This window comes from Patescibacteria group bacterium (assembly GCA_024654625.1).
Taxonomy (GTDB): Bacteria; Patescibacteriota; Minisyncoccia.
The window spans coordinates 1-26,526 of sequence record JANLHB010000035.1 but is presented as its reverse complement, the minus strand read 5'-3'; the positions used below and the strand labels follow the sequence as shown (position 1 = coordinate 26,526).

General features: G+C 37.5%; 29 protein-coding genes and 1 tRNA gene. 9 read left to right on the top strand and 21 right to left on the bottom strand.

Annotation, left to right across the window (positions count from 1 at the left end):
• Positions 1–18: 18 nt before the first annotated feature.
• On the bottom strand, positions 19–1,281 hold the full coding sequence (serS, locus tag NUV40_03820) for a serine--tRNA ligase (protein ID MCR4342997.1): 1,263 nt from the start codon (positions 1,279–1,281) through the stop codon (positions 19–21).
• A gap of 136 nt (positions 1,282–1,417) precedes the next feature.
• On the opposite strand from serS, the gene dprA reads away from it, so the two are divergent.
• From dprA to NUV40_03805, 3 genes are all read left to right on the top strand, one after another.
• Positions 1,418–2,287 (top strand): DNA-processing protein DprA, encoded by an 870-nt coding sequence (dprA, locus tag NUV40_03815; protein MCR4342996.1) that lies wholly within the window; start codon positions 1,418–1,420, stop codon positions 2,285–2,287.
• A 50-nt stretch (positions 2,288–2,337) separates the two neighbouring features.
• Positions 2,338–4,533, top strand: a complete 2,196-nt coding sequence (gene topA / locus NUV40_03810; protein ID MCR4342995.1) for a type I DNA topoisomerase — start codon at positions 2,338–2,340, stop codon at positions 4,531–4,533.
• Between the two features lie 74 nt (positions 4,534–4,607).
• A complete protein-coding gene (locus NUV40_03805; protein ID MCR4342994.1) occupies positions 4,608–4,907 on the top strand; it encodes a nucleotidyltransferase family protein in 300 nt (99 codons plus the stop codon).
• Between the two features lie 144 nt (positions 4,908–5,051).
• Here the strand turns inward: NUV40_03805 and NUV40_03800 are convergent, their stop codons facing one another.
• A complete protein-coding gene (locus NUV40_03800) occupies positions 5,052–5,246 on the bottom strand; it encodes a hypothetical protein (GenBank protein ID MCR4342993.1) in 195 nt (64 codons plus the stop codon).
• A gap of 305 nt (positions 5,247–5,551) precedes the next feature.
• Between NUV40_03800 and NUV40_03795 the strand changes: the two genes are divergently transcribed.
• Complete coding sequence (locus NUV40_03795) at positions 5,552–7,264, top strand: RelA/SpoT family protein (GenBank protein MCR4342992.1); 1,713 nt, start codon at positions 5,552–5,554, stop codon at positions 7,262–7,264.
• On the opposite strand, the gene NUV40_03790 is transcribed toward NUV40_03795, so the two are convergent.
• Positions 7,254–8,240 carry a ParB/RepB/Spo0J family partition protein gene (locus NUV40_03790; GenBank protein MCR4342991.1) on the bottom strand — a complete coding sequence of 329 codons (987 nt, stop codon included), beginning with the start codon at positions 8,238–8,240 and terminating at the stop codon, positions 7,254–7,256. The genes NUV40_03795 and NUV40_03790 overlap by 11 nt on opposite strands.
• Positions 8,241–8,414: 174 nt before the next feature.
• On the opposite strand from NUV40_03790, the gene NUV40_03785 reads away from it, so the two are divergent.
• The 5 genes from NUV40_03785 (at position 8,415) to miaA (ending at position 11,366) form a co-directional block, all read left to right on the top strand.
• On the top strand, positions 8,415–8,654 hold the full coding sequence (locus NUV40_03785; protein MCR4342990.1) for a GIY-YIG nuclease family protein: 240 nt from the start codon (positions 8,415–8,417) through the stop codon (positions 8,652–8,654).
• Positions 8,655–8,657: 3 nt separating this feature from the next.
• Positions 8,658–8,741: transfer RNA gene (locus NUV40_03780), tRNA-Leu, on the top strand.
• Between the two features lie 63 nt (positions 8,742–8,804).
• On the top strand, positions 8,805–9,092 hold the full coding sequence (locus NUV40_03775; protein ID MCR4342989.1) for a hypothetical protein: 288 nt from the start codon (positions 8,805–8,807) through the stop codon (positions 9,090–9,092).
• A 103-nt stretch (positions 9,093–9,195) separates the two neighbouring features.
• Positions 9,196–10,482 (top strand): tRNA (N6-isopentenyl adenosine(37)-C2)-methylthiotransferase MiaB, encoded by a 1,287-nt coding sequence (miaB, locus tag NUV40_03770; GenBank protein MCR4342988.1) that lies wholly within the window; start codon positions 9,196–9,198, stop codon positions 10,480–10,482.
• The gene (gene miaA, locus NUV40_03765) at positions 10,455–11,366 is read left to right on the top strand and encodes a tRNA (adenosine(37)-N6)-dimethylallyltransferase MiaA (protein ID MCR4342987.1); all 912 of its coding nucleotides are present in this window, start codon (positions 10,455–10,457) and stop codon (positions 11,364–11,366) included. The genes miaB and miaA overlap by 28 nt, the downstream gene beginning before the upstream one ends.
• Here the strand turns inward: miaA and lysS are convergent.
• The 18 genes from lysS to NUV40_03675 form a co-directional block, all read right to left on the bottom strand.
• On the bottom strand, positions 11,347–12,849 hold the full coding sequence (gene lysS / locus NUV40_03760) for a lysine--tRNA ligase (protein MCR4342986.1): 1,503 nt from the start codon (positions 12,847–12,849) through the stop codon (positions 11,347–11,349). The genes miaA and lysS overlap by 20 nt on opposite strands.
• Positions 12,850–12,921: 72 nt before the next feature.
• Positions 12,922–14,673 carry a penicillin-binding transpeptidase domain-containing protein gene (locus NUV40_03755; protein ID MCR4342985.1) on the bottom strand — a complete coding sequence of 584 codons (1,752 nt, stop codon included), beginning with the start codon at positions 14,671–14,673 and terminating at the stop codon, positions 12,922–12,924.
• A gap of 295 nt (positions 14,674–14,968) precedes the next feature.
• On the bottom strand, positions 14,969–15,472 hold the full coding sequence (locus NUV40_03750; GenBank protein MCR4342984.1) for a hypothetical protein: 504 nt from the start codon (positions 15,470–15,472) through the stop codon (positions 14,969–14,971).
• Between the two features lie 11 nt (positions 15,473–15,483).
• Positions 15,484–16,563 (bottom strand): molecular chaperone DnaJ, encoded by a 1,080-nt coding sequence (gene dnaJ / locus NUV40_03745; GenBank protein MCR4342983.1) that lies wholly within the window; start codon positions 16,561–16,563, stop codon positions 15,484–15,486.
• A gap of 43 nt (positions 16,564–16,606) precedes the next feature.
• On the bottom strand, positions 16,607–18,526 hold the full coding sequence (gene dnaK, locus NUV40_03740) for a molecular chaperone DnaK (protein MCR4342982.1): 1,920 nt from the start codon (positions 18,524–18,526) through the stop codon (positions 16,607–16,609).
• Between the two features lie 12 nt (positions 18,527–18,538).
• A complete protein-coding gene (locus NUV40_03735; protein MCR4342981.1) occupies positions 18,539–19,099 on the bottom strand; it encodes a nucleotide exchange factor GrpE in 561 nt (186 codons plus the stop codon).
• Between the two features lie 140 nt (positions 19,100–19,239).
• Entirely contained in the window at positions 19,240–19,704 is a 465-nt protein-coding gene (gene rpsI / locus NUV40_03730; protein ID MCR4342980.1) for a 30S ribosomal protein S9, read from the bottom strand.
• 1 nt (position 19,705) lies between these two features.
• On the bottom strand, positions 19,706–20,056 hold the full coding sequence (locus NUV40_03725) for an uL13 family ribosomal protein (protein MCR4342979.1): 351 nt from the start codon (positions 20,054–20,056) through the stop codon (positions 19,706–19,708).
• Positions 20,057–20,068: 12 nt separating this feature from the next.
• A complete protein-coding gene (gene rplQ / locus NUV40_03720) occupies positions 20,069–20,416 on the bottom strand; it encodes a 50S ribosomal protein L17 (protein ID MCR4342978.1) in 348 nt (115 codons plus the stop codon).
• 7 nt (positions 20,417–20,423) lie between these two features.
• Positions 20,424–21,392, bottom strand: coding sequence for a DNA-directed RNA polymerase subunit alpha (locus tag NUV40_03715; protein ID MCR4342977.1), 969 nt, complete (start codon positions 21,390–21,392; stop codon positions 20,424–20,426).
• Between the two features lie 24 nt (positions 21,393–21,416).
• Positions 21,417–22,046 carry a 30S ribosomal protein S4 gene (rpsD, locus tag NUV40_03710; GenBank protein ID MCR4342976.1) on the bottom strand — a complete coding sequence of 210 codons (630 nt, stop codon included), beginning with the start codon at positions 22,044–22,046 and terminating at the stop codon, positions 21,417–21,419.
• Between the two features lie 11 nt (positions 22,047–22,057).
• Entirely contained in the window at positions 22,058–22,426 is a 369-nt protein-coding gene (gene rpsK, locus NUV40_03705) for a 30S ribosomal protein S11 (protein MCR4342975.1), read from the bottom strand.
• Between the two features lie 80 nt (positions 22,427–22,506).
• Positions 22,507–22,887, bottom strand: coding sequence for a 30S ribosomal protein S13 (gene rpsM, locus NUV40_03700; protein MCR4342974.1), 381 nt, complete (start codon positions 22,885–22,887; stop codon positions 22,507–22,509).
• A gap of 4 nt (positions 22,888–22,891) precedes the next feature.
• Positions 22,892–23,008 (bottom strand): 50S ribosomal protein L36, encoded by a 117-nt coding sequence (rpmJ, locus tag NUV40_03695; protein MCR4342973.1) that lies wholly within the window; start codon positions 23,006–23,008, stop codon positions 22,892–22,894.
• Between the two features lie 40 nt (positions 23,009–23,048).
• Positions 23,049–23,270, bottom strand: a complete 222-nt coding sequence (gene infA, locus NUV40_03690) for a translation initiation factor IF-1 (protein MCR4342972.1) — start codon at positions 23,268–23,270, stop codon at positions 23,049–23,051.
• Between the two features lie 154 nt (positions 23,271–23,424).
• Positions 23,425–24,744, bottom strand: a complete 1,320-nt coding sequence (locus tag NUV40_03685) for a hypothetical protein (protein ID MCR4342971.1) — start codon at positions 24,742–24,744, stop codon at positions 23,425–23,427.
• 30 nt (positions 24,745–24,774) lie between these two features.
• Positions 24,775–25,968, bottom strand: coding sequence for a hypothetical protein (locus tag NUV40_03680; protein MCR4342970.1), 1,194 nt, complete (start codon positions 25,966–25,968; stop codon positions 24,775–24,777).
• A gap of 154 nt (positions 25,969–26,122) precedes the next feature.
• The gene (locus tag NUV40_03675; GenBank protein ID MCR4342969.1) at positions 26,123–26,260 is read right to left on the bottom strand and encodes a hypothetical protein; all 138 of its coding nucleotides are present in this window, start codon (positions 26,258–26,260) and stop codon (positions 26,123–26,125) included.
• Between the last annotated feature and the right edge of the window lie 266 nt (positions 26,261–26,526).

The following is a 26,526-nucleotide window of genomic DNA, read 5'->3' as shown; positions in this document are numbered from 1 at the left end:
AAATCATTTTGGTCAATCTTAAGAAATTATCTCTTTGTTCATATATTTTCGCAGAACTTCGGGGATTGCCACCGACCCGTCCGCCTGCTGATAATTCTCAAGAAGAGGCACCAAAAAGCGCGGAGTGGCGATAGCCGTATTGTTTAGAGAATGGACAAAGCGAACCTTTCCATCTTTATCTCTATAACGAATATTAAGACGTCGCGTCTGAAAATCATGAAAATAAGAAGCCGAATGCGTCTCGCGATATTTGCCTTCGCTTGGAACCCAAGCTTCTATATCATATTTCTTAACCTGGCCAAGTCCAAGGTCTCCTCCGCAATTTACAACCACTCTATACGGGATGCCGAGCGCTTGCATTATCTTCTCGGAATTTTTAGTAATTTCTTCATGCCAACGTACAGACTCTTCGTGATTTGCCTCGCAAAGCACTATCTGTTCCAGTTTATAAAATTCATGCACCCTGACAAGTCCCTTCGTGTCTTTGCCATAACTGCCCGCCTCCCTCCTATAACAAGGAGAAAAAGCGACGTAAGTCTTTGGCAGTTCAGATGTATCTAAAATCTCATCTTTATGATATGCCATCATTGAAACCTCGCTTGTCCCTGTGAGAAGAAGATTATCCTGAGTCTGATATACTTCTTCTCTGCCCTGAGGCAACCAACCGGTACCGATAAAACTTTCTTCTCTTGCAAGAGATGGAGAAAAAAACACATCTTCAAAACCGCTTTCCCTTAGAGCATCAATAACAAAATGCCAAAGAGCCATCGTTAAAAGGACGGCATCATTTTTTAGAAAATAACTTCTAGAACCTGAAACTTTCGCCCCGCGAACAAAGTCCGCAAGATTAAGGCTCTCAAGAAGTTCAACTTGGCTTTTCGGCTCAAAATCAAACTTAGGTATCTCGCCCCACTTTCGTATCTCCTGATTACTTTCATCACTGCCCCCTTCCGGCACAGAAATATCCGGAATATTCGGAACTTGAAGCATAAGAGTCTGCCACGCTAGCTCAACTTTTTTCAATTCTTCTTCATCTTTATGGAGAGATTCTTTAAGCTCCTTCATCTCTGAAATGATAATCCCTCTTTCTTCGCCGGCAAGCTTGGAAATTTTGTCTGAAACTTCATTCTGTTTGGCCCTGGCTTTTTCAACGATAGAAATCAAATCCCGCCTCTTATCATCAACTTTTATAAGCTCGCCAACATTAAAATCAACCTTCTTTTTACGAGCGGCTTCTTTTATCAAGTCCGGATTTTCCCTTATGAATTTTATATCCAGCATATTTTAAGCAATTTTCAATTACCAATTTTCAATTACCAATAATCGGACAGGCTCAAAGTCATTTGAAAATTGAAGATTGGTAATTGAAAATTAAAGATTATATCCATATAATATCAAAAATGTTAAAATATACAACATGTCAGACGAAAAACTAAAATCTCGCCGAAAGATGAGCTTCAGTGAATTTCCTTCCCTTTTGAAAGAAATTCCCGACCCTCCCAAACAATTATATATAGAAGGAGAGTTTCCAAGCGAGGATTCTATCTTCTTAGGCGTAGTCGGCACAAGAAAATTCTCCGCTTACGGTAAACAAGCCTGCGAAAAAATCATAGAAGGACTCAAGGGCTGTAATATAGTCATAGTAAGCGGACTTGCCATTGGTATAGACGCTATTGCGCACAGGTCTGCGCTGGGTCAAGGACTAAAAACAATTGCTATACCAGGCTCAGGCATAGATAGGAGTGTCCTTCACCCGAGAAGCAATCATCGGTTAGCCGATGAAATTATAAAAAAAGGAGGAGCGCTCCTCTCAGAATTTGAACCTGAAATGCCGGCTGGCATACATACATTTCCGATAAGAAACAGAATTATCGCCGGACTCTCACATGCAATACTCGTAATAGAAGCGCCTGAACGCTCAGGAACATCTATCACAGCCCGCCTCGCCCTTGAATACAACAGAGATGTTTATGCAGTACCAGGGTCAATCTTCTCTATAAATTCTGCCGGATCAAACAAACTCATAAGACAAGGCGCAATACCAATAACATCAAGCGCTGAATTGATTGAAGGATTAGGCTTAAATCCGCAAACATCAAAACAAGAAGAAATAAATTTCAACGATAGCGAAAAACAGATACTTGATATGCTGAGCGAGCCGATAGAACGCGATGAGTTGCTAAGAAATACAAAATTAACATTGAAAGAATTCAATCCTCTTCTTATGACAATGGAAATAAAAGGACTTATAAAAGAGACGGGTGGAAAAATTTTTAGAAACATATAAACAGTTTGTTATTTGCAAAAAAAAATTATTTATATTACTACTTATAGGTAATGACAAAATTAATTATCGTCGAGTCGCCAACAAAAACAAAAACAATATCTAAATATTTAAAAGGCGATTATATCGTTCGCGCGAGCGTGGGGCATATTCGCGACTTGCCTAAGAGCAACAAAAAAGCAATTGATATCCCAGCCGGATTTGTGCCTCACTATGAGATATCAAGAGGAAAAGAAAAAGTGGTGGCAGAAATAAAAGAGTTGGCAAAAAAAGCCGATGAAGTGATACTTGCCACCGACCCCGACCGCGAAGGCGAGGCTATATCTTGGCACATCAAAGAAGCTTGCGGACTTAAAAAACCGAAGCGTATAGTATTCCATGAAATAACCGAAAATGCTGTTAATGAAGCGATGAAACATCCCCGCGATATTGACGCTAATTTGGTAAAAGCGCAAGAAGCGCGCCGCGTTTTAGACAGGCTCGTCGGTTATGACCTTTCCGGCCTCATTTGGAAAAAGGTTCGCTATGGGCTATCGGCCGGACGTGTACAATCACCGGCACTTAGGATAATCATGGAGCGCGAGCGCGAGATTCGCGCCTTTGTGCCGGAAAATTATTGGGTGATTACCGGCGAATTTGAAACAGAAGGAAAAGACAAACTCACTTTAACTTGCGACGAAGAACCAAAAGATGGAAAAGAAACGAACCGCATACTGAATATAGCGCGCAGTAATCCTTGGAAAGTTATAGAAATAAAACAAAGCGAAGCTAAAAGGTCTCCGCGCGCACCGTTTACCACTTCCACTCTGCAACAATCAGCCAGTTCTCGTTTGGGATTTTCTCCCTCGCGCACTATGGGTATCGCGCAGAAACTCTACGAACATGGTCTTATCACATACATGAGGACGGATAGCGTGAATATCAGTAAAGACGCTCTTCCTCAAATCTATAAAGAGATAGAAAAACAATACGGAAAAGAATACCTTTCTCCCCGGGTATATAAATCTAAGAGTAAGAATGCCCAAGAAGCGCACGAAGCGATTCGTCCGACAAATTTCAGCCAAAAAATTGCCGGCGCAACAGACGAACAGAAAAAATTATATAAATTGATATGGGATAGAACTGTGTCTTCACAGATGGCTGACGCCAGAATGATGAAGACAAAAGTATCGGCTAATGTCGCAAGTGGTGACACTATCCCAAACTTCTCTGCAAACGGAAGCGTGACTATTTTCTCGGGGTGGCTTTCAGCAGACACAATGGCGCAAGGCGAAGAAACTCAAATACCGAAAATATCCAAAAATGAAAACTTGAAGTTAATTAATATGGAGAGCCAAGCAAAGCAAACCGAACCACCAGGAAGATACACAGAGGCTGGCTTAGTAAAAGAGCTGGAAAAACGCGAAATTGGCAGGCCATCAACTTACGCCTCAATCATTAAAACTATCAATGACCGCGGATATGTGACAAAAGAAGGCAAAACTTTGCATCCGACTGACACTGGCGATGTGGTCAGCACATTTCTTGAAAATAATTTCAGTGAGTACATCAGTGACTCTTTCACCGCAGAAATGGAAAATAAGTTGGACGAAATAGCTGACGGAAAAAGACAGTATGAAAAAATGCTCAAAGACTTCTATGAACCTTTTTCTAAAGAAGTAAAAACAAAAGGAAAATCTGCGGAGAAAATTACAAATCTTGGCGAAGCTGATAAAAATGTGAAATGCCCTGTCTGCAAGGGGCCAATGGTTATCAAGCTTGCAAAAACAGGAAAATTCCTAAGTTGCGCTAAGTTCCCGAACTGCCTAGGGGCCAGAAAAATGGACGGTTCGGAAATGGAAGGCCCTAAAGAGACAGGTGAACTGTGCCCGGACTGTAGCGGCAAACTAATAGAGAGAGAAGGAAGATTTGGTAAATTCATCTCCTGCGCTAATTATCCTAAATGCAAATTTATAAAGAAAAGCCCCGAAGAAGAAGCCAAGGCTAAAACAGGAGTTAAATGCCCTGCCTGCCGGCAGGCAGGCCTGAATGAGAAAGACGCAGGCGAAATTGTTGAAAGACGCGGCAGATTTGGCCCGTTCTTCTCCTGCTCTAACTACCCTAAATGCAAATTCGCTATGAAATCCCGACCGACGGGAAATATCTGTAAACTCTGCGGATCACTAATGATGGAAGGGACCAAGACCATCCCCGACCGATGCTCTGATAAAAACTGCCCGAATCACAGACCGGATAAATTGAAGAAGTAAAATCAACCCCCTCCCAAAGGAATTTCCTTTGGGAGTTCTTGTCAATACTGCGCTTTTTGTGGATAATGAAAGTAATGACCATCACAAACATCAAGAAGCAAATAGTGCCTATTTTAAAACGCCAAGGAGTCACCAAGGCGGCGCTTTTCGGCTCTGCCGCGCGAGGGGAAATGAAAAAAAGGAGTGATATTGATATTTTAATAAAATATAAAGATAGAAGCAGAAAAAGTCTTTTAGATTTGGTTAGTCTACAATTTGAGTTAGAAAAAAAGCTTAATAAAAAAGTTGATCTTTTAACATATAAATCTATTAATCCTCTTCTCAAAGATATTATATTAAAAGACGAAAAAATAATTTATGAGAAAAGACCCTAAAATTTTTCTTCAACATATCGAACAAAGTATTGATGAAATTGGAAATCACATTAAGAGTATTTCCAAAAACAACTTTACTAACGATATTAAAACTCAAGACGCTGTTATCAGAAGAAAGAAAATAAAAAAAGCCGGAGGACAATGTTATGTCACTGCCGGCTTTTCTAAAACTCTTTTCTTGTCTAGAACATACAGAGAATAACAATCTATATGTTCTTTAAATATTACAATGCCTCCGAAATTTTCTTTACCTGTAAGAAGAAGGGATTCAGGCTCGTCTTCCATAAAAAAATTACCATTTTCATGGAGGACTTTATGAAATTTTAATAGCTCTGCCATTTTTCACCTCCCCTCTTTTCACTCCCGTTTTCTAACAAAAATCTATTAACAGTTGCCGATGAAAATCACAACCCGACCATCAACCTCCTCTTCCCCAGGGAACAACGGATCGAAATCATCCAAAACATCTTCCCTTTTCCTTTTCTCTTGTTCTTGTTCTTCTCTTTTTTTAAATAACAAAACATTCCCCACTGTACAACCTCCTTTTTAAGGATTATGGGTTTCTCATACCTCATTGGCTTTTCAACTTTCTTTATTTATTGTATAATAAAATGATTAGAAAAGTCAACCTAAATACCAAATTTATGGAATGCGACTTACAAGAAATATTAAGCTTGCTTAAAGAACCTAAAGAGGCGGATGTTAAGATTATAGAGAAGGCTTACACCTTTGCCAAAAACGTTCATAATGGACAAGAAAGATTCTCCGGGGAACCTTACTTTTCTCATCCTTTTGAAACAGCAAAGATTTTAGCTTCTCTGCATCTAGATACTGCCACTATTGCCGCAGGGCTTCTCCACGATATAATAGAGGATACCGCTGTAACAGAAAAAGATATTAGAAAAGAATTTGGTGAAGAAATATTAAACCTCATAAAAGGAGCGACAAAACTTGGTAAATTAAAATACCATGGAGTGGAACGGCATGTAGAAAACTTGAGAAAACTCTTTCTTGCCATGGCAAGAGATATTCGCGTAATACTTATAAAACTCGCTGACAGACTTCATAATATGCGGACATTGCAATATGTCAGGGAAGAAAAAAGAAAAAGAATAGCGCTGGACACATTTGAAATATATGTTCCTCTCGCCAACAGGCTCGGTATGGGCTACTTCAAAGGAGAACTTGAAGATCTTGTCTTCCCTTATCTTCACCCTGAACAATACAAAATAGTAAAAAAAATCTCCCGGGAAAAAATTAAAGAAAGTGAAAAACATTTATTAAAAGTTAAGCACACAATAGAGACAGAACTTGCAAAAGATAGTGTCAAACCCTTAAGTATTAACAAACGAGTAAAACGCCTCTGGAGCCTGTATAAGAAACTCAAAGATAACGAGATGCAGATAGAGCGTGTTTACGACCTGGCAGCGATGAGAATTATCGTTGAAAATGTTGAAGATTGTTATAGGGTTCTCGGTATTATACATAAAATATGGAAACCTCTTCCAGGCAGGATAAAAGACTACATCGCTCTTCCTAAATTAAATGGCTACCAGAGCCTGCATACTACCGTTTTTACCGATAAGGGAAAAATCGTGGAAATACAGATAAGAACAGCAAAAATGCATAAAGAAGCTGAATATGGTATTGCCGCTCATTGGGCATATAAAGAAAATGTGGCTAAGAAGAGCTGGGTCTCAAATCCTAAGCTCGCTTGGGTAAATCAGCTTCTTGATTGGCAAAAAGACGTATCAAATCCTGAAGACTTTTTAGAAAACTTGAGGATAGATTTCTTTGAAGATCGTGTTTTCACTTTTACACCGAAAGGTGATGTGATAGACCTACCAAAAGGATCCACTGTAATAGATTTTGCTTACGCTATACACTCTGCAATAGGAAATAAAGCAAGCGGCGCCAAAATAAATGAAAAATTTTCATCACTTGATACTATTTTAAACAACGGTGATATTGTAGAAGTACAAACTATAAAAGACAAGAAACCGAATATAGTATGGCTGAAAAATGCAAAAACAACCCTTGCTAAAAAACAGATAAAATTATCACTTAAAAAATATGGCTATATACCTTCCGATACTCCGGAGAAAAATATTAAAAATATTGAAAAAATAGAAATAATAATAAAAGCTGAGAATCGAGTAGGCCTTCTAAAAGATGTCGCTTCTGTCTTCTCGGAATTTAGAGCCAATATAGAAAACACAAACTCAAGACAAGAAGGTGAATTTAAAATAATAAATCTCCTATTCACACCGAAGAATCATATTCAATTTGATAAGATAAAATCAAAACTTGAAAATATAAAGAAAGTGAGAGAAGTTACTTCCAGAATTAGATTGTAAAGTTATCTAAAGCGCTATCATTGTCAGTATCCACAGACTGAGAAAGAGCAGTTGGAAAATCTTCAATATTATTTAAGTTGCCGGAAGGATTATTATCTCTATTATTAGACTCAGAATATAACGCGCCATAGTTATCTGTATTAGTATTAGATGGCTCTTTATTCCCGAGCTTTAGGAGTAGCGCTTCAAACTCTTCCATTGAAAAAAAATTTATAACTATCTTGCCCTTTTCGCCTATCCTCTCAAGCTGAACTCTTGTCCCGAGCTCGTCAGAGAGCTTGTTTTCAATATTCTGAGTCTCAGGATCAATCGGGATATCTTGCTTCCTAACACGCTCTCTTGCTATCCCTCTGGCAATACTTTCCGCTTCTCTGACAGTCATCTTCCTCACTATTATCTCTTCAAACAGAGTCATCTGATCGTCAGGCCTGTCGGTAAGCATAAGAAGCGGGCGCGTATGACCTTCATTTATTTTACCCTCGCTTAACCCCATCAATATGATCTCCGGCAAGGCTAATATCCTGATACTATTTGATACGAATTCCCTGCTCTTGCTGACTTTAGCGGCCACCTCATGGTGCTTTAACTTAAACTCATCTACAAGTCTTTTAAAAGCTCTCGCCTTTTCAATAGGATTCAAATCCTCTCTTTGGAGATTCTCTATTATGGCAATCTCTAATTTAACCTTTGAGCTTTCATCGTTTCTTATAATAACAGGCACTTGGAAAAGACCTGCCTTTTTAGACGCCCTTAGCCTTCTTTCACCGGCTAAAAGTTCATATTCTACTCGAATGCCCGTATCCGTCTCAAACTCCTTTCTGGTGACGACTAACGGCTGTAGGATGCCATACTGACGAATAGACTCGGCAAGATCGCCAAGCTTCTCTTCATCAAACTCCCTTCTTGGTTGATACGGGTTGGGGTTGATCTTATCAACCTCTATCCAAAATATTGAATTGCTGTGTAGGTTAGACATAATTAAATCAATTATATCAAAAGTAATTATAAATTCAACTCACAAAATTCTCAGAAAAAATAAATTGATTTTTAAGGTAAAATTTGATATTATTTTCTAAGATTTCAATTGCCGCTGTGGCGAAATTGGCAGACCTGCCTGCCGGCAGGCAGGCGCGCAAATAAAACAACAATTATGTATTATACATATGCAATAAAAAGTGAGGTTAGAAACTATATTTATGTGGGGTTAACAAATAACCTTGATAGAAGAATCAAGCAGCATAACGATAAAAAAGAGAGGACTACGCGTGCTTATGCACCATTCAGAATTTTATTTATAGAAAAATTCACAACCAGAACAGATGCTAGGCAAAAAGAAAAATATCTAAAATCAGGCGCTGGTAAGGAATACTTAAAAACATTAATATATTAACATGCCGGAGTGGCGGAATTGGCATACGCGCACGACTCAAAATCGTGTGGATTTATTTCCATGAGGGTTCAAGTCCCTCCTCCGGCACAGACAAATAAAGCTCTTTAAAAAATATCACATCAATTAACCTGTACTAACAAGGAGGAAACAATGGTGACGATCAAAGTCTACGGGCACGAAGCGCCTGCTGGAGTCATAGAAGAGCTAGAATCTTTGATAAAAGAAGCAGGGATCAAATGCAAGGTGCATATCTTTGGCATACCTTCATTTTCAATGATTGAAGGCGAAAGACAGCCCCCCACGATAAAAATCATCAACTCGACATGGAACCATTTGGATGAGATAGCTAACGCTATCCACATCCTTACCAAGCCCCCAATCAATTATAAAGTTGAAAAAATAATAAATTTTCAACCGAAAGACACACTGCTTCGTTAAATACAAAAGATCACTTACGCACACGCCCCGGCAAGCTCTTTGCCGGGGCATTTTTATATACTTTTCACAAAAATTGCTAATTATGTTATCTTAAATTATCATTATGCTTAAGACTTATCACATCACAACTTTCGGATGTCAATCAAATCTTGCTGATTCTGAACGAATAGCCAGCGTTCTTGAAAATACCGGTCTTATAAAAACGGAAAACAAACAGAAAACCGATATTCTAGTCTTTAATACTTGCTCCGTCCGTCAAAAAGCCGAGGACAGGATATTCGGCTACAAAAAAGAGGTAGAAAAATTAAGAAATATAAATCGTAAATTGAAAATTGTCTTAACCGGCTGTATGATGCACTACAGCGACAAAGACCTCAAAAGACGCCTCCCTTTTGTAGACATCTTCATAGATATTAAGAATATCTCCACCCTCCCCAAACTCCTAAACATAAAGAATGTCAGACGTCGGACGTCTGACATTAAGAATGATTATCTGAATCTGGAGCCGAAATATACTTCTAAATTCTCCGCTAATATCCCAATCTCATACGGTTGCAATAATTTTTGCACATACTGCATAGTTCCCTATTCCAGAGACCGAGAATATTCAAGACCGGCTAATGACATCATAAACGAGGTAAAAAAATTAATTGGAAAAGAATACAAAGAGCTCTGGCTTCTGGGGCAAAATGTGAATTCTTATAACGATAAGGGTCTAAAGTTTCCCGATCTATTGCGAATGATAAATAATATTCCGGGCGACTTCTGGATACGATTTACTTCCCCTCACCCTAAAGACTTTTCAATCGATACGATAAAAGCAATGAAAGAATCCGAAAAATTCGCTCATTATATAAACCTGCCGGCGCAATCGGGAGACAATAAAATATTAAAAAAAATGAATAGGCCATATACTGCCAATCACTACAAAAAACTGGTTAAAAAAATAAGAAAAGCTATCCCTGATATTGCAATATCAACCGATATTATCGTCGGATTCCCCGGGGAAACAAAAGATCAATTCAAGAACACAAAAAACCTCTTCAAGAGTATCGGCTTTGACATGGCTTTTCTTTCTGAGTATTCGCCACGACCTGGCACTGCTGCGGCAATGATAATGAAAGACGATGTCCCTCATAAAGAAAAAGAGGATAGGAAAAATAAACTTAACAATATTCTTGCAAAAACCGCTCTTAAAAACAATAAAAAACTGAAAGGAAAGACAGTTCGTGTCCTTATAGACAGAAAAGATAAAGGCAGTTTTCGGGGAAGAACTGAAGGAAACAAACTTGTTGAAATAAAGCCGTCAGCAAAAATAAAAGTGGGAGAATTTAGGGATGTAATAATCACAGATATAGGACCATGGAAACTAAAAGGAGAAATAAAATAATAGTCATACTTGGTCCGACTGCCGTAGGTAAAAGCGATTTTGCCGTAAAAATTGCCGGAAAGATAAATGGCGAGATAATATCTGCAGACTCTCGCCAAATCTACACATCGCTTAATATTGGAACAGGTAAAATTAAGAGTAAAGAAATGAAAGGAATTCCACATCACCTTATGAGTATAATAAGTCCGAGAAAAGCTTTTTCCGTAGTTCAATATAAAAAGCTCGCTGATGAAGTAATGCAAAATATATTAGATAAAGATAAAATTCCTATAATTGTCGGCGGAACAGGATTATATATACAATCTATAGTTGATAATATCTCCATTCCAGAAGTGCCGCCAAATAAAACACTGCGTAAAAAACTTGAAACAAAAACAAACGAAGAACTTTTTAGGATATTAAAAAAAATGGATTCGCGCCGAGCCGAAGCGATTGATAAAAATAATCCTAGACGGCTTATCAGGGCTATTGAAATAGCAAAAATGCTCGGCAATGTCCCTGAATTTAAATCGTCACCAGATACTAATTATCAATTTTTGCAAATAGGACTAAATTTAGACAACGAAAAATTAAAACAAAGAATCGAAAAAAGGGTCAAGAAAATGCTGAAAGCAGGATTGCTAAAAGAGATAAAAAATGTACGACAAAAAGGCCTAAGCTGGAAAAAACTTTATGAAATGGGCTTTGAATACAAGTATCCGGCCCTCTTTATAAGAGGAAAAATCAGCAAAGACGAGATGCTCCAAAAAATGCTGACAGCAAACTATAAATATGCCAAACGACAAATGACATGGTTTAAAAGAGACAAGCGAATTAAATGGCTTACTGCCGAAGAAGGCAGGTTAAGAAAATCTGAAAAATTGATTAACGATTTTCTTCTTTGATTTTGCCAACTTCGGATGTTTTTGGCTTCATCGTTGGAAACAAAATAACTTCTTTTATATTTTGAACATCAGAAAAGAGCATCACCAGCCTATCTATGCCGACACCAACGCCTCCCGACGGAGGCATGCCATATTCCATCGCCTCAAGATAACCTTCATCGCTCGGAGAAACTTCCGCCTCTCCTTCTTTTCTTTTTCTATCTTGCTCTAAAAATCTTTCTTTTTGATCAAACGGGTCATTAAGCTCCGAAAAGGCATTTACTATCTCAATCCCGCCAACAACAAGTTGGAACCTGTCTATAAAAGAAGCGTCATTATCTTTCCTCTTAGCGAAAGGTGAAAACTCAGCCGGATAATCAATTATGAATGTAGGCTGGATAAGTTTCGGACGGCATATTTTCTTATAAATATTATCTATAATTTTCTCCTTTGCTTCGTGATTTTCTACCGTTATGCCGAATTGTTTTGCCTTAAGAGCTACATCGGCCAGGCTTAAAGAAGATGGGTTTACAATTAATGTATATTTTTTCAATAAATCAAAATAAGATATTACTGAGAATTTTTTTGAAAAATCTATAGTACTACCGCCGTATCCAATAGAAGATTTTTTAAATATATTTTTCACCAAAGCCCTAAACATTTTTTCAATAAAAGCGCGTTGGGCTTCGGCATTGGAATACGCCTCATAAAATTCAAGCATTGTAAACTCCGGATTATGAGTAGGAGATATGCCTTCATTTCTAAAATTTCTTCCTATCTCATAAACTTTTGAGAATCCGCCGACCAATAATTTCTTAAGATAAAGTTCAGGAGCTATTCTTAAGTATAGATCAATATCAAGCGCATTATGATGGGTTATAAAAGGTTCTGCAGTGGCTCCTCCGGCCAAAGGTTGAAGTATCGGCGTTTCCACCTCTAAATAGCCTTCTTTGTTTAACAAATTTCTAATTTCTGAAATAATTTTAAAACGAACAATAAAACGATTTCTAACATCAAGAGACATCAGTAAATCAAGGTATCTTTTTCTAAACCGCTCCTCTACGTCTGATAAACCATGCCATTTGTCAGGAAGAGGCCTCACTGACTTAGAAAGCATTTTCCACTCGGAAACCTTAAGCGTCTTTTCATTTTTCTTTGTTTTAAAAAGAGTCCCTTTCAACTCTACAAAATCGCCGATATCAACCGCGTCAATAAATAATCCATAGGAATCATCGCCAATTTCATCTTTTTTCAAATAAGCCTGCATTTTTACTCCATCGTCCAAAAAATCAAAAAAAGTTGACCCGCCGTGGCCCCTGATAGTCATAATTCTGCCTGCCATAAAAAACGATTTTTTCCTTTTGGACAGCTTGGAAAAATCATTAATAGCTTCCGATGTTGAATAATCCTTATTTGCTTCTATCGGATAAGGATTTACACCGGCATCTTTCAATATATTTAATTTATTAATTCTTTCGTTTCTTATCTCTTCAAATGAACTCATAAAAATTATTCTAACACAATCTATCAATATGACAAAGCGCGGAGCTGTGCCATATTTCTCTTATAAAATAGTCTAATCAGTAAGATATTCGGGTCTATTTTTTAACAGCCACTCTATTGACTGTCTTGCGACATAAAGCGCGCCGATAGTATTATCCCTGTCTCCTTTTTCCATCACAAGAGAAAATGCGATTTTAGGATTATCATAAGGAGCAAATCCTACAACCCATGAATTCACATACTTTGATCCTATCTCCGCTGTCCCTGTTTTTGCCCCAATCTTAACTCCATAAATATTTAAACCTTGCGCGGTACCCTTTGTTACCGCCATTCTCATCCCCTCTTTTACCACTTCAAAATACTCCTCCGGAATATTAAGCTTTTCAATATTATTAAATTTATCTGTTGAAATACCGCCGCAATTACCCTCGCATTTTTTTATCAAATGAGGATTTAAAAGATTACCCTCAGTGGCAATAGCAGAAACCATTTTTACCATTTGAGCAACCGTCACCTGAAAATCTCCCTGCCCGATAGAAGCATTGTAAGTATCTCCGATGCGCCATATATTATCTCTATCGGAAGACTTGGCTATTTTTTCTTCCGGACTTGGTACTAATCCGATACTCTCGTCTAAAAGATCAATCCCGACTGCCTTCCCCAACCCAAACATTTTTGAATAATATCCTATCTTTTCAATGCCCAATCCTTTCATCCCCTCAAAACCGCCTCCAATTTCATAAAAATAAACGTTTGATGAAACAGCTAAGGCTTTTCTCATATCCACAAAACCGTGAGCTTTCCAATCCGGAAAAACCGATACTAATTCAGGGAAAAATGGATTAGGAATAGAAATAGAGCCTGAACTGAAAATTTCTTTATCAGGCTCTATAATCCCTTCATTTAAGGCGGCTACTGACATAACGAGCTTCATAATAGAGCCTGGAGTATAAATGCCTGAAACAGCCCTATTAACAAAAGGATTCCTTTTATCCGCCAAATAAGAATTGATTTTTTCTTTAGGTTCGCCCTTGGATAAAATTTCAGAATCGTATTCCGGAAAACTCACAATAGATAATATTTCACCTGAACCAATATCCATAAAAATACCGGCTCCACCCGTAAAACCCTTGTCCAAAGACAGGCTTTCTATGTATTGATATAAATTATTTTGAAATTCAGCATCAATTGAAAGATAAATACTATCTCCGTCAACAGGCATCTTCTGGACGCTTTCCGACTTCACATTATTATGCGCGTCAATTTCAATTAATTTCAAACCGGCCTTTCCGCTTAAAATATTATTATAAATCTTTTCAATACCGGCCTTACCAATCATCTCTTTAGAATAAAGCATCTCTATATCATCAGTATCTCCTTTATTAGGATAACCTATATAACCGACAACATGAGAAAGACCGCCGCCAAAATACTTTCTTGAGTCTGTGTCATTCCAAGCAAGTTTCTGCCCGAATTTATCATAAATAACCCCTCTGCTAGAAAAAAGTCTGACTGATCTCAATCTGTTATTTTCGCTCAATATTGAGAAAGCCTCGCCTCTGGAAACTTCAACAGTCCAAAGTCTGATCATAAATAAAATTTCCACAACTATAAAGAAAATAATAAAAAAAGAAAAAATTTTTTTATTTATCGGCTTTTCTATCCTGCCCTCAAGCTGGTCAATCTCAAATCTAGGGATATTTTTTGAATCCAGAAAAATCTCATCAGGATCTATCTCAAAATTTTTCCTTGATACAAATGAATTTCCCAATCCGGGCTTGACGCTCTTTTGATGATTGTTTAAATATTTTTTTTTCACTGGCATACTAATTATTTATAGAAAGACAAATGTTTTTTAAATTTATCTATCATCAGAAAAATTGTCAGAAGAGATATCGTAAAAATCCAATTATTTAAACCAAAAAGAAAAGCAAGATTTGACGGGCCGCTTAATGAATCTATTAAAACACCAAAAATAATCGCTTCCCAAAAATGCTGAAAAATAAAAGCGGAAAAAATAACCAATATGACCGGCAGCCACCACCATGGCGATAAAAATATGCTTGATAGAATAATTATATTAAAGATGATTCGCCTCAACATCTTTTTATTTTAACAGATTATCTCTTAAAAAAGAAAAAGGCCGCAAATGGAGCAATGAGCCACCAGAAAAATAAATTGCCTGAAGAAAAAAGATATTTTGAAATATCTGAAAATTCATAGAGAAAATCCGCCTTGAAAAAATGTAAAAGAAAGCTCACTATAAGGCCGACGCCTAAAATAGTAAATATGATTGCCTCATACCATTTGGCCTTAGAAAAACTGCTCTCTGAAATGCCTATTTTTACCAGCAATACATAAAAAATAACTACAAATATGACGAATATGCCCAATCTGTAAAAAAGAGCTTGTGTTGAATCAAAACTGTCTAAAACAGTAAATTTTAAATAAGGAAAATTTAAAAAGATAAAAATGGATATATATAAAGACATAAAGAGAGCGATGATTTTCCCTTTTTTAAAATACATCGTGTAAAACAGCATTGAAACAAAAAGAAAAGAGTATAACAAAACTTCCCAAGAAGGATTTGTTAAGATGGAATCTAATTGAGCAAGTAACGGCATATTTATTTTATCTATATCCCTTCTTTTTGCAGGTCTTCTATAAGAGATTTCGCTTTTTTAGAAAGATTTTTGGGAGTTTTAACGATAACCTTGATTAAAAGATCGCCCCTTTTTTTATTATCATAAAAAGCTCCATACCCGCGCGCTCGTAAAACTTCACCGGAATCAATCCCTTTTGGAATATTCACCTTTATAAGGCCGTCTAATGTATTTATATCTCTCTTAACGCCTATAATAGCTTCGGAAAACTTAATATCAAGATTCATCAATAAATTATTCCCTTCTCTTTTAAAAATTTTATGAGACAATATATGAATCTTTACATAAAGATCGCCTGACGCTCCATGAGAGACAGCCTCGCCTGCGCCTGGAAGTTTTATCATTTCTCCATTTTGAATCCCCTTAGGGATAGTTATGGTTATTTCTCCGCTCTTCTTTAATACTCCCGCACCATGACAAGTAGAACATTTTTTATCGGGAATTTTACCTTTACCATTGCATTCTTCGCATTCTCTTACGCTTGCGAAAGTCCCAAAAATAGATTTCTTAGTCTCTCTTACCCTGCCTTGCCCGCGACAAATAGGACATTCTTTCATGCCTGAACCGGGCTCTCCTCCGCTTCCACTGCACTTATCGCAAGTGGCAAGTTTATTTAAAAGCACTTTCCTTTCTGCTCCAAAAATTGATTCTTCAAAAGAAAGCTCAAGATCAATTGATATGTCGCGTCCGCGCCGCGCGCCTCTTCCGTATCCTGCATTAAAACCGCCAAAGATATCTTCAAAAATATCTCCAAAATCAAAACCGGCTGCGCCGCCATCAGCGGAAAACCCCCCAAAATCAAAACCCTCAAATCCACCATTTGCTCCGCCTGCCCCACTGGCGCCGTCAAAAACCCGTCCGTATCTATCGTACTCGGAACGCTTTTTATCATCTGTCAGCACATGATAGGCCTCATTAATCTCTTTAAAAGCGGCCTCATCACCGCCCTTTTTGTCAGGATGATGTTTATGAGCAAGCTTTCTAAACGCTTTTTTAATTTCTTCTTTAGAAGCGTTTTTAGGTACTCCAAGGGCGTCGTAGTAATTTTTCATACTGAATAAAAGGTCTTAGCCTTATTTGTATATATTATAGATTTTATTCCTTTTTGTCACCTTCACCCGGAGCCGGCTTGTCATCATCCATTTCCGCATCACGAATATTCTCATCGCCAGACGAAGGATTATTTCCTTGTCCTTCTCTATTTCCACCTTCAGCGGATTTATACATACTTTGTCCTATCTTTTGAATTTCTGCGGATAATTCCTCTGTAGCCTTTTTAATCTCTGCCGCATTGTCACCATCTTTTACTTTATTAAGATTGATTATCTTTTCTTCTACGGCTTTTTTAACATCTTCCGGCAATTTATCGCCAGCATCGCGGAGCGCCTTCTCCGCAGTATACACCAGCGCGCTAGCGTTATTATTAACATCTATCATCTCTTTTTTCTTTTCATCTTCTTCACGATGAAGTTCAGCGTCTTTCTTCATCTTTTCTACCTCTTCTTTAGAGAGGCCTCCTGAGGCCTCTATCCTGACAGATTGTTCTTTACCGCTTGCCTTATCGCGAGCCTTAACATTGAGAATACCATTTGCGTCTATATCAAAAGAAACTTCAACCTGTGGAACCCCGCGAGGAGAAGGCGGGATACCATCTAATATAAAGCGACCCAATGACTTATTATCCGATGCCATCTGCCTGTCGCCTTGAAGAATGTGAATCTCAACAGAAGTCTGATTATCAGCCGCCGTTGAAAAAGTTTGAGATTTTGAAGTCGGAATTGTCGTATTTTTCTCAATAAGTTTCGTTGACACGCCGCCAAGAGTTTCTATGCCCAAAGAAAGCGGTATAACATCAAGCAAAAGAATATCTTTAACATCCCCCTGCAGTATTCCAGCCTGAATAGCCGCGCCGGCAGCCACAACTTCATCCGGATTGATTGACCTATTTGGCTCTCTTCCGAATAACTTTTTAACTGATTCTATAATAATCGGCATCCTGGTCTGACCACCAACCAATACGACTTCGTTTATATCCTCAATCTTAAAACCGGAAGCATCAATCGCTCTTTTTGTTATAACCATAGCCCTATCTACATATTCAGAAGCCAATTCTTCAAGCTTTGACCTGCTGAGTTTTATCAGTAAATGCTTAGGTCCGCTTGCGTCAGAAGTTATAAAAGGAATATTTATTTCAGATTCAATAGTGGAAGACAATTCATGTTTTGCTTTTTCGGAAGCCTCTTTTAACCGCTGAAGAGCAAGAACGTCGTTTCTTACGTCTATCCCTGACTCTTTTTTAAATTCTTCGGCAACCCAATTTACAATCTTCAAATCAATATCTTCCCCGCCCATATGACTGTCGCCGTCAGTTGATTTAACCTCTATCACATCATCGCCGACTTCCAATATTGATATATCAAATGTACCTCCGCCAAAATCAAAAACCGCAATCTTTTCATCTTTCTTTTTGTTAAAACCGTAAGCTAAGGCCGCGGCCGTAGGTTCATTTATAATCCTCCTTACTTTAAATCCGGCTATCTCGCCAGCATCCTTAGTCGCTTTTCTTTGCGAGTCGTTAAAATATGCAGGGACAGTAATAACAACTTCCTCAATTTTTTCACCAAGCTTAGTCTGAGCGTCCTGCTTCAGCTTCTGCAGAATCATTGCGGATATTTCCTCCGGGCGAGAAGTTTTATCAGCCATTTTTATCTTAATGCTTCCGTCTGAAGACTCTTCTATTTTATACGGTATCAAACCTCTGTCTTTCTGTATCTCCGGATCAGAAAATTTATGCCCTATCAGTCTTTTAACTCCAAATATCGTATTTTCCGGATTAGTAACCGCTTGACGCTTAGCAAGAAGACCCACCAATCGATCGCCTGTTTTACTAACAGCCACTATTGATGGCGTAGTTCTATTCCCTTCGCTATTCTCAAGAATTCTCGGTTCTCCGCCTTCCATTACAGCCATGGCTGAATTAGTTGTCCCTAGATCTATACCTAAAATTTTTGTCATAATAATTTTAATTTAATTAACCTTTTTATAAATCCCTATTTTCACCTGGGAAGGTCTTACAACTTTTCCTCCTAGCCTATATCCTCGTTGTAACTCCTCTAAAATAATATGATCTTTTTCTTCACTGTCAACATCTATACTCCCGATTGCCCTATGTTCTTCCGGATTAAATTTTTTACCATCTGACTCTATAATGTCCAAACCATGAGATTCCAAAACGCTTATCAATTGGGCATATATGTGCTCAATCCCCTGGCGCCAGCCCTTAGGCAATCCTTCCCAAGCGTCTTTATTGGCAAAAGCCATTTCAAAATTATCAGTAACTGTCAAAAAATCAACGAGAACAGCCTCTTTAAAAATTGCTTCCATTTTTTTTCTATTATCAATTTCTTCCTTTTTAAAATTGATAAAGTCCGCCTTAGCTCTCTGCCAGCCTTCAAGATATTCTTGTCTTTCTTTCTCGCATTGACTCAGTTTTAAATTAAGCTCTTTGGCGATATCTGACGAAGAAGAGCTTTCGTCTTGAGCGATTATATCATCGTCTATATTGTTATTTTTTTCATCTTTTTCCATATTTATTATTATTTTATCATTATATCAATAGTAAAAATGAAAACAATGCCTGCAAAAAACAGCTTATATAAGATATTTAAATAAATCTTGCAATAAATTAGCAAACGATAATCTTTATTATCGGCAAACGATAATCTTTATTATCGTTTGCTCCATTGAGGCGACTTTCTTGCCTTTTTAAGCCCAAATTTACGTCTTTCTTTCACTCTGGGGTCACGCTTTAGAAATGTAGCTTTCTTTAATCTCTTTCTAAACTCAAGATTAAACTCAACTAAAGCCCTAGCGAGCGCGTGCCTTAGAGCTTCAGCTTGGCCTTGTATACCACCTCCCGTAATCTTTGCCGTAACTTTAAAACGATCATCTGCTTTCATTATATCAAGAGAACTTATTGCCGTCTTCTGCAATTTATCTGTAGGAAAATAATCTTTCAAGCTTTTGCCATTTATAGTAACATCTGACTTATCCTTACCCTTATTAAAAAGACGCACTCTAGCAACAGCTGATTTTCTTCTTCCCACGGCCTCATAATATGACCCCTTGGGAATATCTTTAGTCTTAGTATCAACAATATTCTCTGTTTTTTCTATTATTTTATCTGTAGGCATATTAATCTTTTATATTTAAATTTTTCATCATTAATTTATTCAATTTATTTTTAGGAAGCATATTTTTAACCGCTATTTTTAGAGCTTCACCCATTCCCAATCGCTCTATAAGCTTTTCTAAAGTTTCAAAACTTTGAGAACCCGGGTATCCGGAATAATTTACATATTTTTTCTGCTTTAGTTTTTTTAACGGCACATTTAAAGCCGATGCATTTAACACCGTTAGTTTTACGGGAGCAACTTTATTAGCCTCGTAATCAGGCGACGTCTTACCGTTAAGTATTTTTGCCGCCTCTGAAGCAACCCTGCCTAAAGACCTGCCCTTTGCATCAATTGTATATTCCTTTTCCATAATTAAATAAAATTAAACAAACTCTATTATTGCCATAGGACTCGCGTCGCCATTACGGCTTCCAAGTTTTATAATCCTTGTATATCCTCCTTTTCTGTCTTTATATTTCGGCGCTATTTCATTAAAAAGTTTTTTTGTATTTTCCTCTCCGATTTCGGCAATAATAATCCTGCGAGAAGCAAGACTGCCTGTTCTCGCTTTAGTAACCATTTTTTCAACAATAGGCCTTAATTCTCTGGCTTTAGCCTCTGTGGTCTTTATCTTCTCATGCTCAATAAAATTCTTAGTCAAAAGACGCACGAGCGCTTTCCTCTGATTTCTAACTCTGCCAAATTTTCTCCCTTTTTTTAAATGATTCATAATTCCATTATTCCTTCAAAGTAAGCCCTAAATTTCCCAAAGCGCGCCTAATCTCCTGAACGCCTTTTTTTCCCAAATTATCAATAGCTAAAAGATCTTCTTCTTTTTTCCTTGCCAATCCTCCAACTGTCCTAATACTTGCTTCTGAAAGAGATTTTAACGTTCTTGAAGACAGGTTAAGATCTTCTATCCTTGTCTTAAGATAATCTTCTTCCGTAGAACCGGAAATGTCCTCTTGTTCTTCTTTACCTGGCATTTCTTTTAGAATATCTTCAGTAAAATGCTCCTCCTCAAAACCAACGATTGCTTTAAGCTGTTTAATAAGTATTTCTATAGATTTCTCAAGGGCCTCTCTTGGCGAGATGGTGCCGTCAGATTCTATGATAAAGCGCAATCTATTATAATCAGTTCTATCGCCAACACGCATATTTTCCACTTCATAATTAACTCTTCTGATAGGCGTAAAAGCCGCGTCAAGGACAATTGTTCCAACTTCAACTTTATCTTTCCTTAACACCTCCCTTGGAATATAACCCAATCCTTTCTCAATAGTCAACTCTGCTTCAAACTTGGAATTTTTATCTGTAAGTGTGGCAATATGGACGCCCTTGCTTACAATCTCAATCTGGCCTGATGTCTTAATATCGGCATCTGTCACATCTTTCACTCCGTTTACAGATATAGTGATTTTTTGCGGTTCATCGGTAAGCATCTTGAATTTCACTTGTCGTAAATTTAAAAGTATCATTATCACATCTTCTTTCACTCCCGGTAAAACCGAAAATTCATGAGGAGCTCCCTCAATCTTAACAGTAGTAATAGCGCTGCCGGGCAAAGAAGACAGAATGGCCCTCCTTAGAGAGTTTCCCAATGTATGCCCATAACCGGCGTAGAGGCCATCTATTTCATAAACACCTTTTGTCGCCTCTTCCGAAACAACTCTTGGCTTTGATGGTAAAATTATTGAATAGTCCATATTGTTTAATTATTATTTATAAAATTAACGTGAATAAAGCTCAATAATAGAATTAAAATTAAACCTAGTATCGTCTGAAACTGCATCAGCGATGACGGTCGCTTCTTTTTTATCTTTATCAACTGATAACCATAAAGGCGCTTCAAATTTTTTCCATCTATCACTCAAACTGCCAAAAATACCTTTTGTAGCGCTCCCGCTCCTAATACCTATTTTATCTCCTATTTTTACCTTGTAAGACGGTATATTATTTCTTCTGCCATTAACAGTTATATGCCCATGAGAAACAAGCTGTCTTGAACTTGCCCTATTTGAAGCAAGACCAAGCCTATAAACAACATTATCAAGTCTAGACTCAAGCAATTTTACAAGTTCCAGAGATGCGACACCTTTTTTCTTTGACGCTTCCTTCACGTAATTTACAAATTGGCGCTCTCTTAATCCATAAGAGAATTTTACTATTTGTTTATCTCTTAACTGAGTGCCATACTCGGAAGACCCTCTTCTCCCTTTTCTTTTTCCTCCGCTTTTTCCAAGTGCGCCCGGAGCATAAGGCTTAGTTGTCATTGCGCACTTAGGCGTAACACACCTTTCTCCTTTAAGAAAAAGTTTTGCTCCGGCCCTTCTGCAAGTTTTACATTGTGAATTTTCCATAAATAAAATTATTATACTCTCCTTGGCTTTTTGGCTTTAGGTCCATTATGAGGAACAGGTGTTGTGTCCAAGATAGAATTTATCTCAATTCCCCTTGATGCAAAAGTTCTTATTGCAGAATCTCTGCCGGCGCCCACTCCTCTCACTATGACATCAGCCTCCTTTAATCCAATGATTGAAGCCTTATCAGCGACAACTTCGGCAACTTTAGAAGCGGCAAACGGCGTACCCTTCTTCGCTCCCTTAAATCCTAAAGAGCCGCTTGAAGACCATATCAATACTCCGCCGCTGTCATCTGAAACAGATACTAAGGTGTTATTATAAGTTGATAAAATATTAATTATGCCTTTTGATATCTTCTTTTTAGGAATATTAGCCATAGCCCTGGCTTTAAGCCCGCTATCCACAGCTCCTCCCTTTTTTTTAATTATACGTTTTTTTCCCATATCATTAATAATGATTATTTCTTATCAACTTTTGTTCTTCCTGATCCCATTGTCTTTCTTACATTTCCTCTTCTGGTCCTTGAATTAGTTTTCGTCCTTTGGCCTCTTGAAGGCAGCGATTTCATATGCCTTGCGCCTCTGTAGCATTTTATCTCTTTAAGTCTTTTAATATTCTCAGCAATTTCTTTCTTCAAATCTCCCTCTGAAACATAATCCTCAGCAAGTGTTCTGACTTTCTTCTCCTCTTCCGGCGTAAGGTCGCCGGCAAGCTTGTCTTTAGGCACACCCGCTTCTTTTAATATTCTTGTTGACCTAAAACGCCCAATACCATAGATGGCTGTAAGCGCTATCTCCAAATGTTTTTTCTCCGGAATATTTATACCCTTTATTCTCATATATTTATCCTTGTCGTTGTTTATGTTTAGGATTTTTCTTGCAAATAATATAAACCCTGCCTTTTCGTCTGGTCATTTTGCAATCTTTACATATTTTTTTAGTTGCGGCGCGGATTTTCATAATAAAAAATAATATATCTGTAGATATATATTAACTTTTCTTAAAATCTTTTTTTAATTCTCCCTTTTGTGTCTGTCGGTGAATTCATCTCTATTCCGACGCTATCACCAACCAAGACCTTAATACGATGTATGCGCATTTTGCCTGAGAGATAAGCTATTATTTCTCTGCCGTCCTCAAGACGGATACGAAATGTAGCGTTTGGCAAAGCCTCTATAGCTGTCCCTCGGACCAATTGATCTTGTTCTTTATTTTCTGTCATTTAATTACAATAGAGTATAATATATCAGACATTATATAGATTAGTCAAGCTTTTTATCAAGCAACAGTATTATAATTCTTCATTTATGATTAAAATCTTCAAAATTGGCTATTCTAATAGCCAATTTATTGATAAAATATGGCTTATTTTAAACTTATAATTCTGATTTAAGGATTTCTTCATATTTCACCTTGGAATCATATTTTGGAACGAATTTCCACCAAGAAGGATGAAATATTATGTCAGCTGTTTCTATAGGGTAATTTTTTAAAAATGATTGTATATTATTCCCATTCTTGATTAAAAAGTCTTTTTTAAGATTTTCTTCATCTATATTCCACACAAAGTGTCCTATGCCTTTTATATTAAAGACTATTCTTTCATTATCTTTATCTCTTTCAGATAGAGACACTGACATATCTTTTAAATTTGAAACTCTTAGAGGAGCGCCGCTTTCTATATATTTAGAAATAAGCGCATTAGACAAATCCGTCTCCCTCGGCAAGAAAACCTTAAGAGAGCCGATTTCTTTAAAAGAAAAATTCTCCGCTTCGTCTCCTGCTTTAAAATTATCATCCTTCAATTTAAAATCCAGCATAACCAAATCATCATAATACAAAAATCCGTTTGGAATACTCATTTTCGCTTTTTTAATAAGAGAATCTTTTATTTCGTCTCTTAATGTATTTTTCACAGAAGTAATGTCATCATCAGAAATAACTCTTAATTTACCGATAAAACCGCCGGAAATTTCTGTCTTTGATCTTGCATAAAATTTTTCATACCTGGCATCGCCCTTAAACCCGGGAATTGTAAAATCACTAAGACCTATATTATATTCTTCACCGGGAATATCGGCATATACGACAGCTTCAATAGAACTAGGGACTATATTCCCGTCTATAATTTTAGCCCCCGGAACTATAATCTGATTGTCTATCCTGTAAATTTTCCCGTCAGATGAAGAAAAACGAGTTCTCCTGACAAGCGTCTGGGGCGCGGAACTATATGCATTATAGATAATAATCTGCCCGCTCGCTTTTCTTTCTAATTCCTTAATGCCGGTTGATTCAACAGATTTCTCTCTTTCTTCGCTTATCTCCATAAGCTCAAAATATATATTCTGCCCGCCTTGAGACCTTGAAGCGCCTTGCGCTGTCCCTATAAATGCCTCTAAACTGGTATCTAAATTTATAAATTCCTGTTTTGGAGTAACAGCAAGCGTAACCCATGAAAAACTTTTCAATATGAAAATAAAGGCAAATATAAAAAATAGCGCGATTGCAAATTTATAAGATAATTTAAACTTTGAAATAAAAGATCGCCTATTTGCCGCTGTCTCGCTTATCGTGTCTCTCTTAAGATAAGACTGTTTTTGAGGTTCAGGACGAATTTCGGGCGCTTTTTTTTCTTCTGCTATAATCTGTCTTTTTCTTTTCCTGACTATCATATCCTGCATTATTTTTTTTGCCATATTATTTAATTATTATTTAATTTTATTATATTATAAAAATCTTTCCGCAAAAAGCGCCTCAAGGACAAGAAACATATCTTTTTCTTCTTTAAGTCCCGAAGGAAGCTCGAAAGATTTATCCAAAGATTCGTGAGATATTCTTTTAATATTAAAAGGCTTGCCAAGGATTGAAAACCTGGAAAAGAAATCGTCTTTTATGCAAGATGAAAATTCCTCAACTATTTTATCGTTTCCCACTAAAAATAAATTCTGAGGCAATGGCGATGTTTCGGCTATTTCTTCTACCGCCGTCTTTAGAACATCACACCACTCATCTTTTGCCTCAGTCATAGCTTTTGAAATTTTCTTTGTTGCGCTTTCTTCCGAATGTCCTCTCTCAATACGAGATAAGACAGATGCAGTCTCTCTAATAAGCGTATTCAACGCCTTGCCTATCTTCCTTAAAACAAAATTTTTTCCCAAAGGGAAAGAAACTGTCTCTTGAAGAACACCCCTCTTAACCAAAGAGATATCCGTAACCTCGCCGGCGATATCAACAAATATAAAACCTTCTCTATTGTCGGTCAAACCTTTCAATATATTAAATATCACAAAAGGGAAAGTACTGAAGATTATAGGCGAACCGGCAAAACTCTCATTTACTATATCCTCTATTTTCTCTTTCACCTTTGCCTTACCCATACTCATATAAACATACAGGTCAAGCTGCCGCGCTTTCTTGCCAAGAGGATTCAGCGTATCATAGCCGTTTAAAACAGATTTCATAACATTGTGCCCAAATGGATCCACCTCACCGCTTAGAGAAGAAGAACCAAGCTCCTTAACGTATGTTTTTTTAAATATTTCCGTCTCTTCTCTTATCAAATCGTCTAATAATTTTTTATTAATCTCAAAAGGCTTTTCCCTGCTGACTTTTATTATTCGCGTTTGAGATACATACAAAAGAGAACTTAAAATACAAAATATAAAATCCGGCGCCTCGCGAGTTTTACTCCTTAAAGATTGAACTGTCTTTCTAAAAGCTTCTTCCATCGCCCGGTGAAATAGATGATTGTCAATGTCTTCTTTAAACTTGATGTCGGACCTAGCACTGACTAAAATTTCAATTCCATTTTTACGGCTATCGCGAACTAAAAGACCGCCGATAGATCCGCTACCTATATCAAAGACTGCGAATATTTTTTCCTTTTTGCCAAACAGAAACATTTGCTTTAATTTTAACACAAATACAATAAAAAAAGCCCCCAATCCTGTGGACTGGGGGCTACGTTCACTGTTAGGGTGGCCTTGATGAGAATTTCCTTCCCATCTCTGAGACCTCCTTTCTAAATAATTTCAAATTTCATCACAAAAGAGCTCGATCAGCCCGGCATTGTCCTTAGAAGGGCGTCATATACGCGGGCATGGCGTCGCCGACGGTGATGGTCTTCCCAATGGTCATCTTGTGGCCCTCGCGATCGGGGACGGGGGCTTTCTGGACTTTGAAACCCACTGACTTTCCTGGTATTCTTCCCATGTTTCCTCCTTTCTGGCTCCATTGAGCCTTATTTTTGGCCGTTATTGGCCTTTCCCCTGAACAGAAGCCACTGCGAAACAATGACCCTTTTCCATTCAGAGAAATCACAAGGAAATTAACTATCTTTCTCTATTATATATATCTATTCTTTTTTGTCAATCACACACTTCCTGAATTCAACCTTGAAGTGCAACACTCCATACTTCTAATGGGGTCTTCCAGTCGAGGCGTTTCCTCGGACGATTGTTAATTTCACTTTCAACATA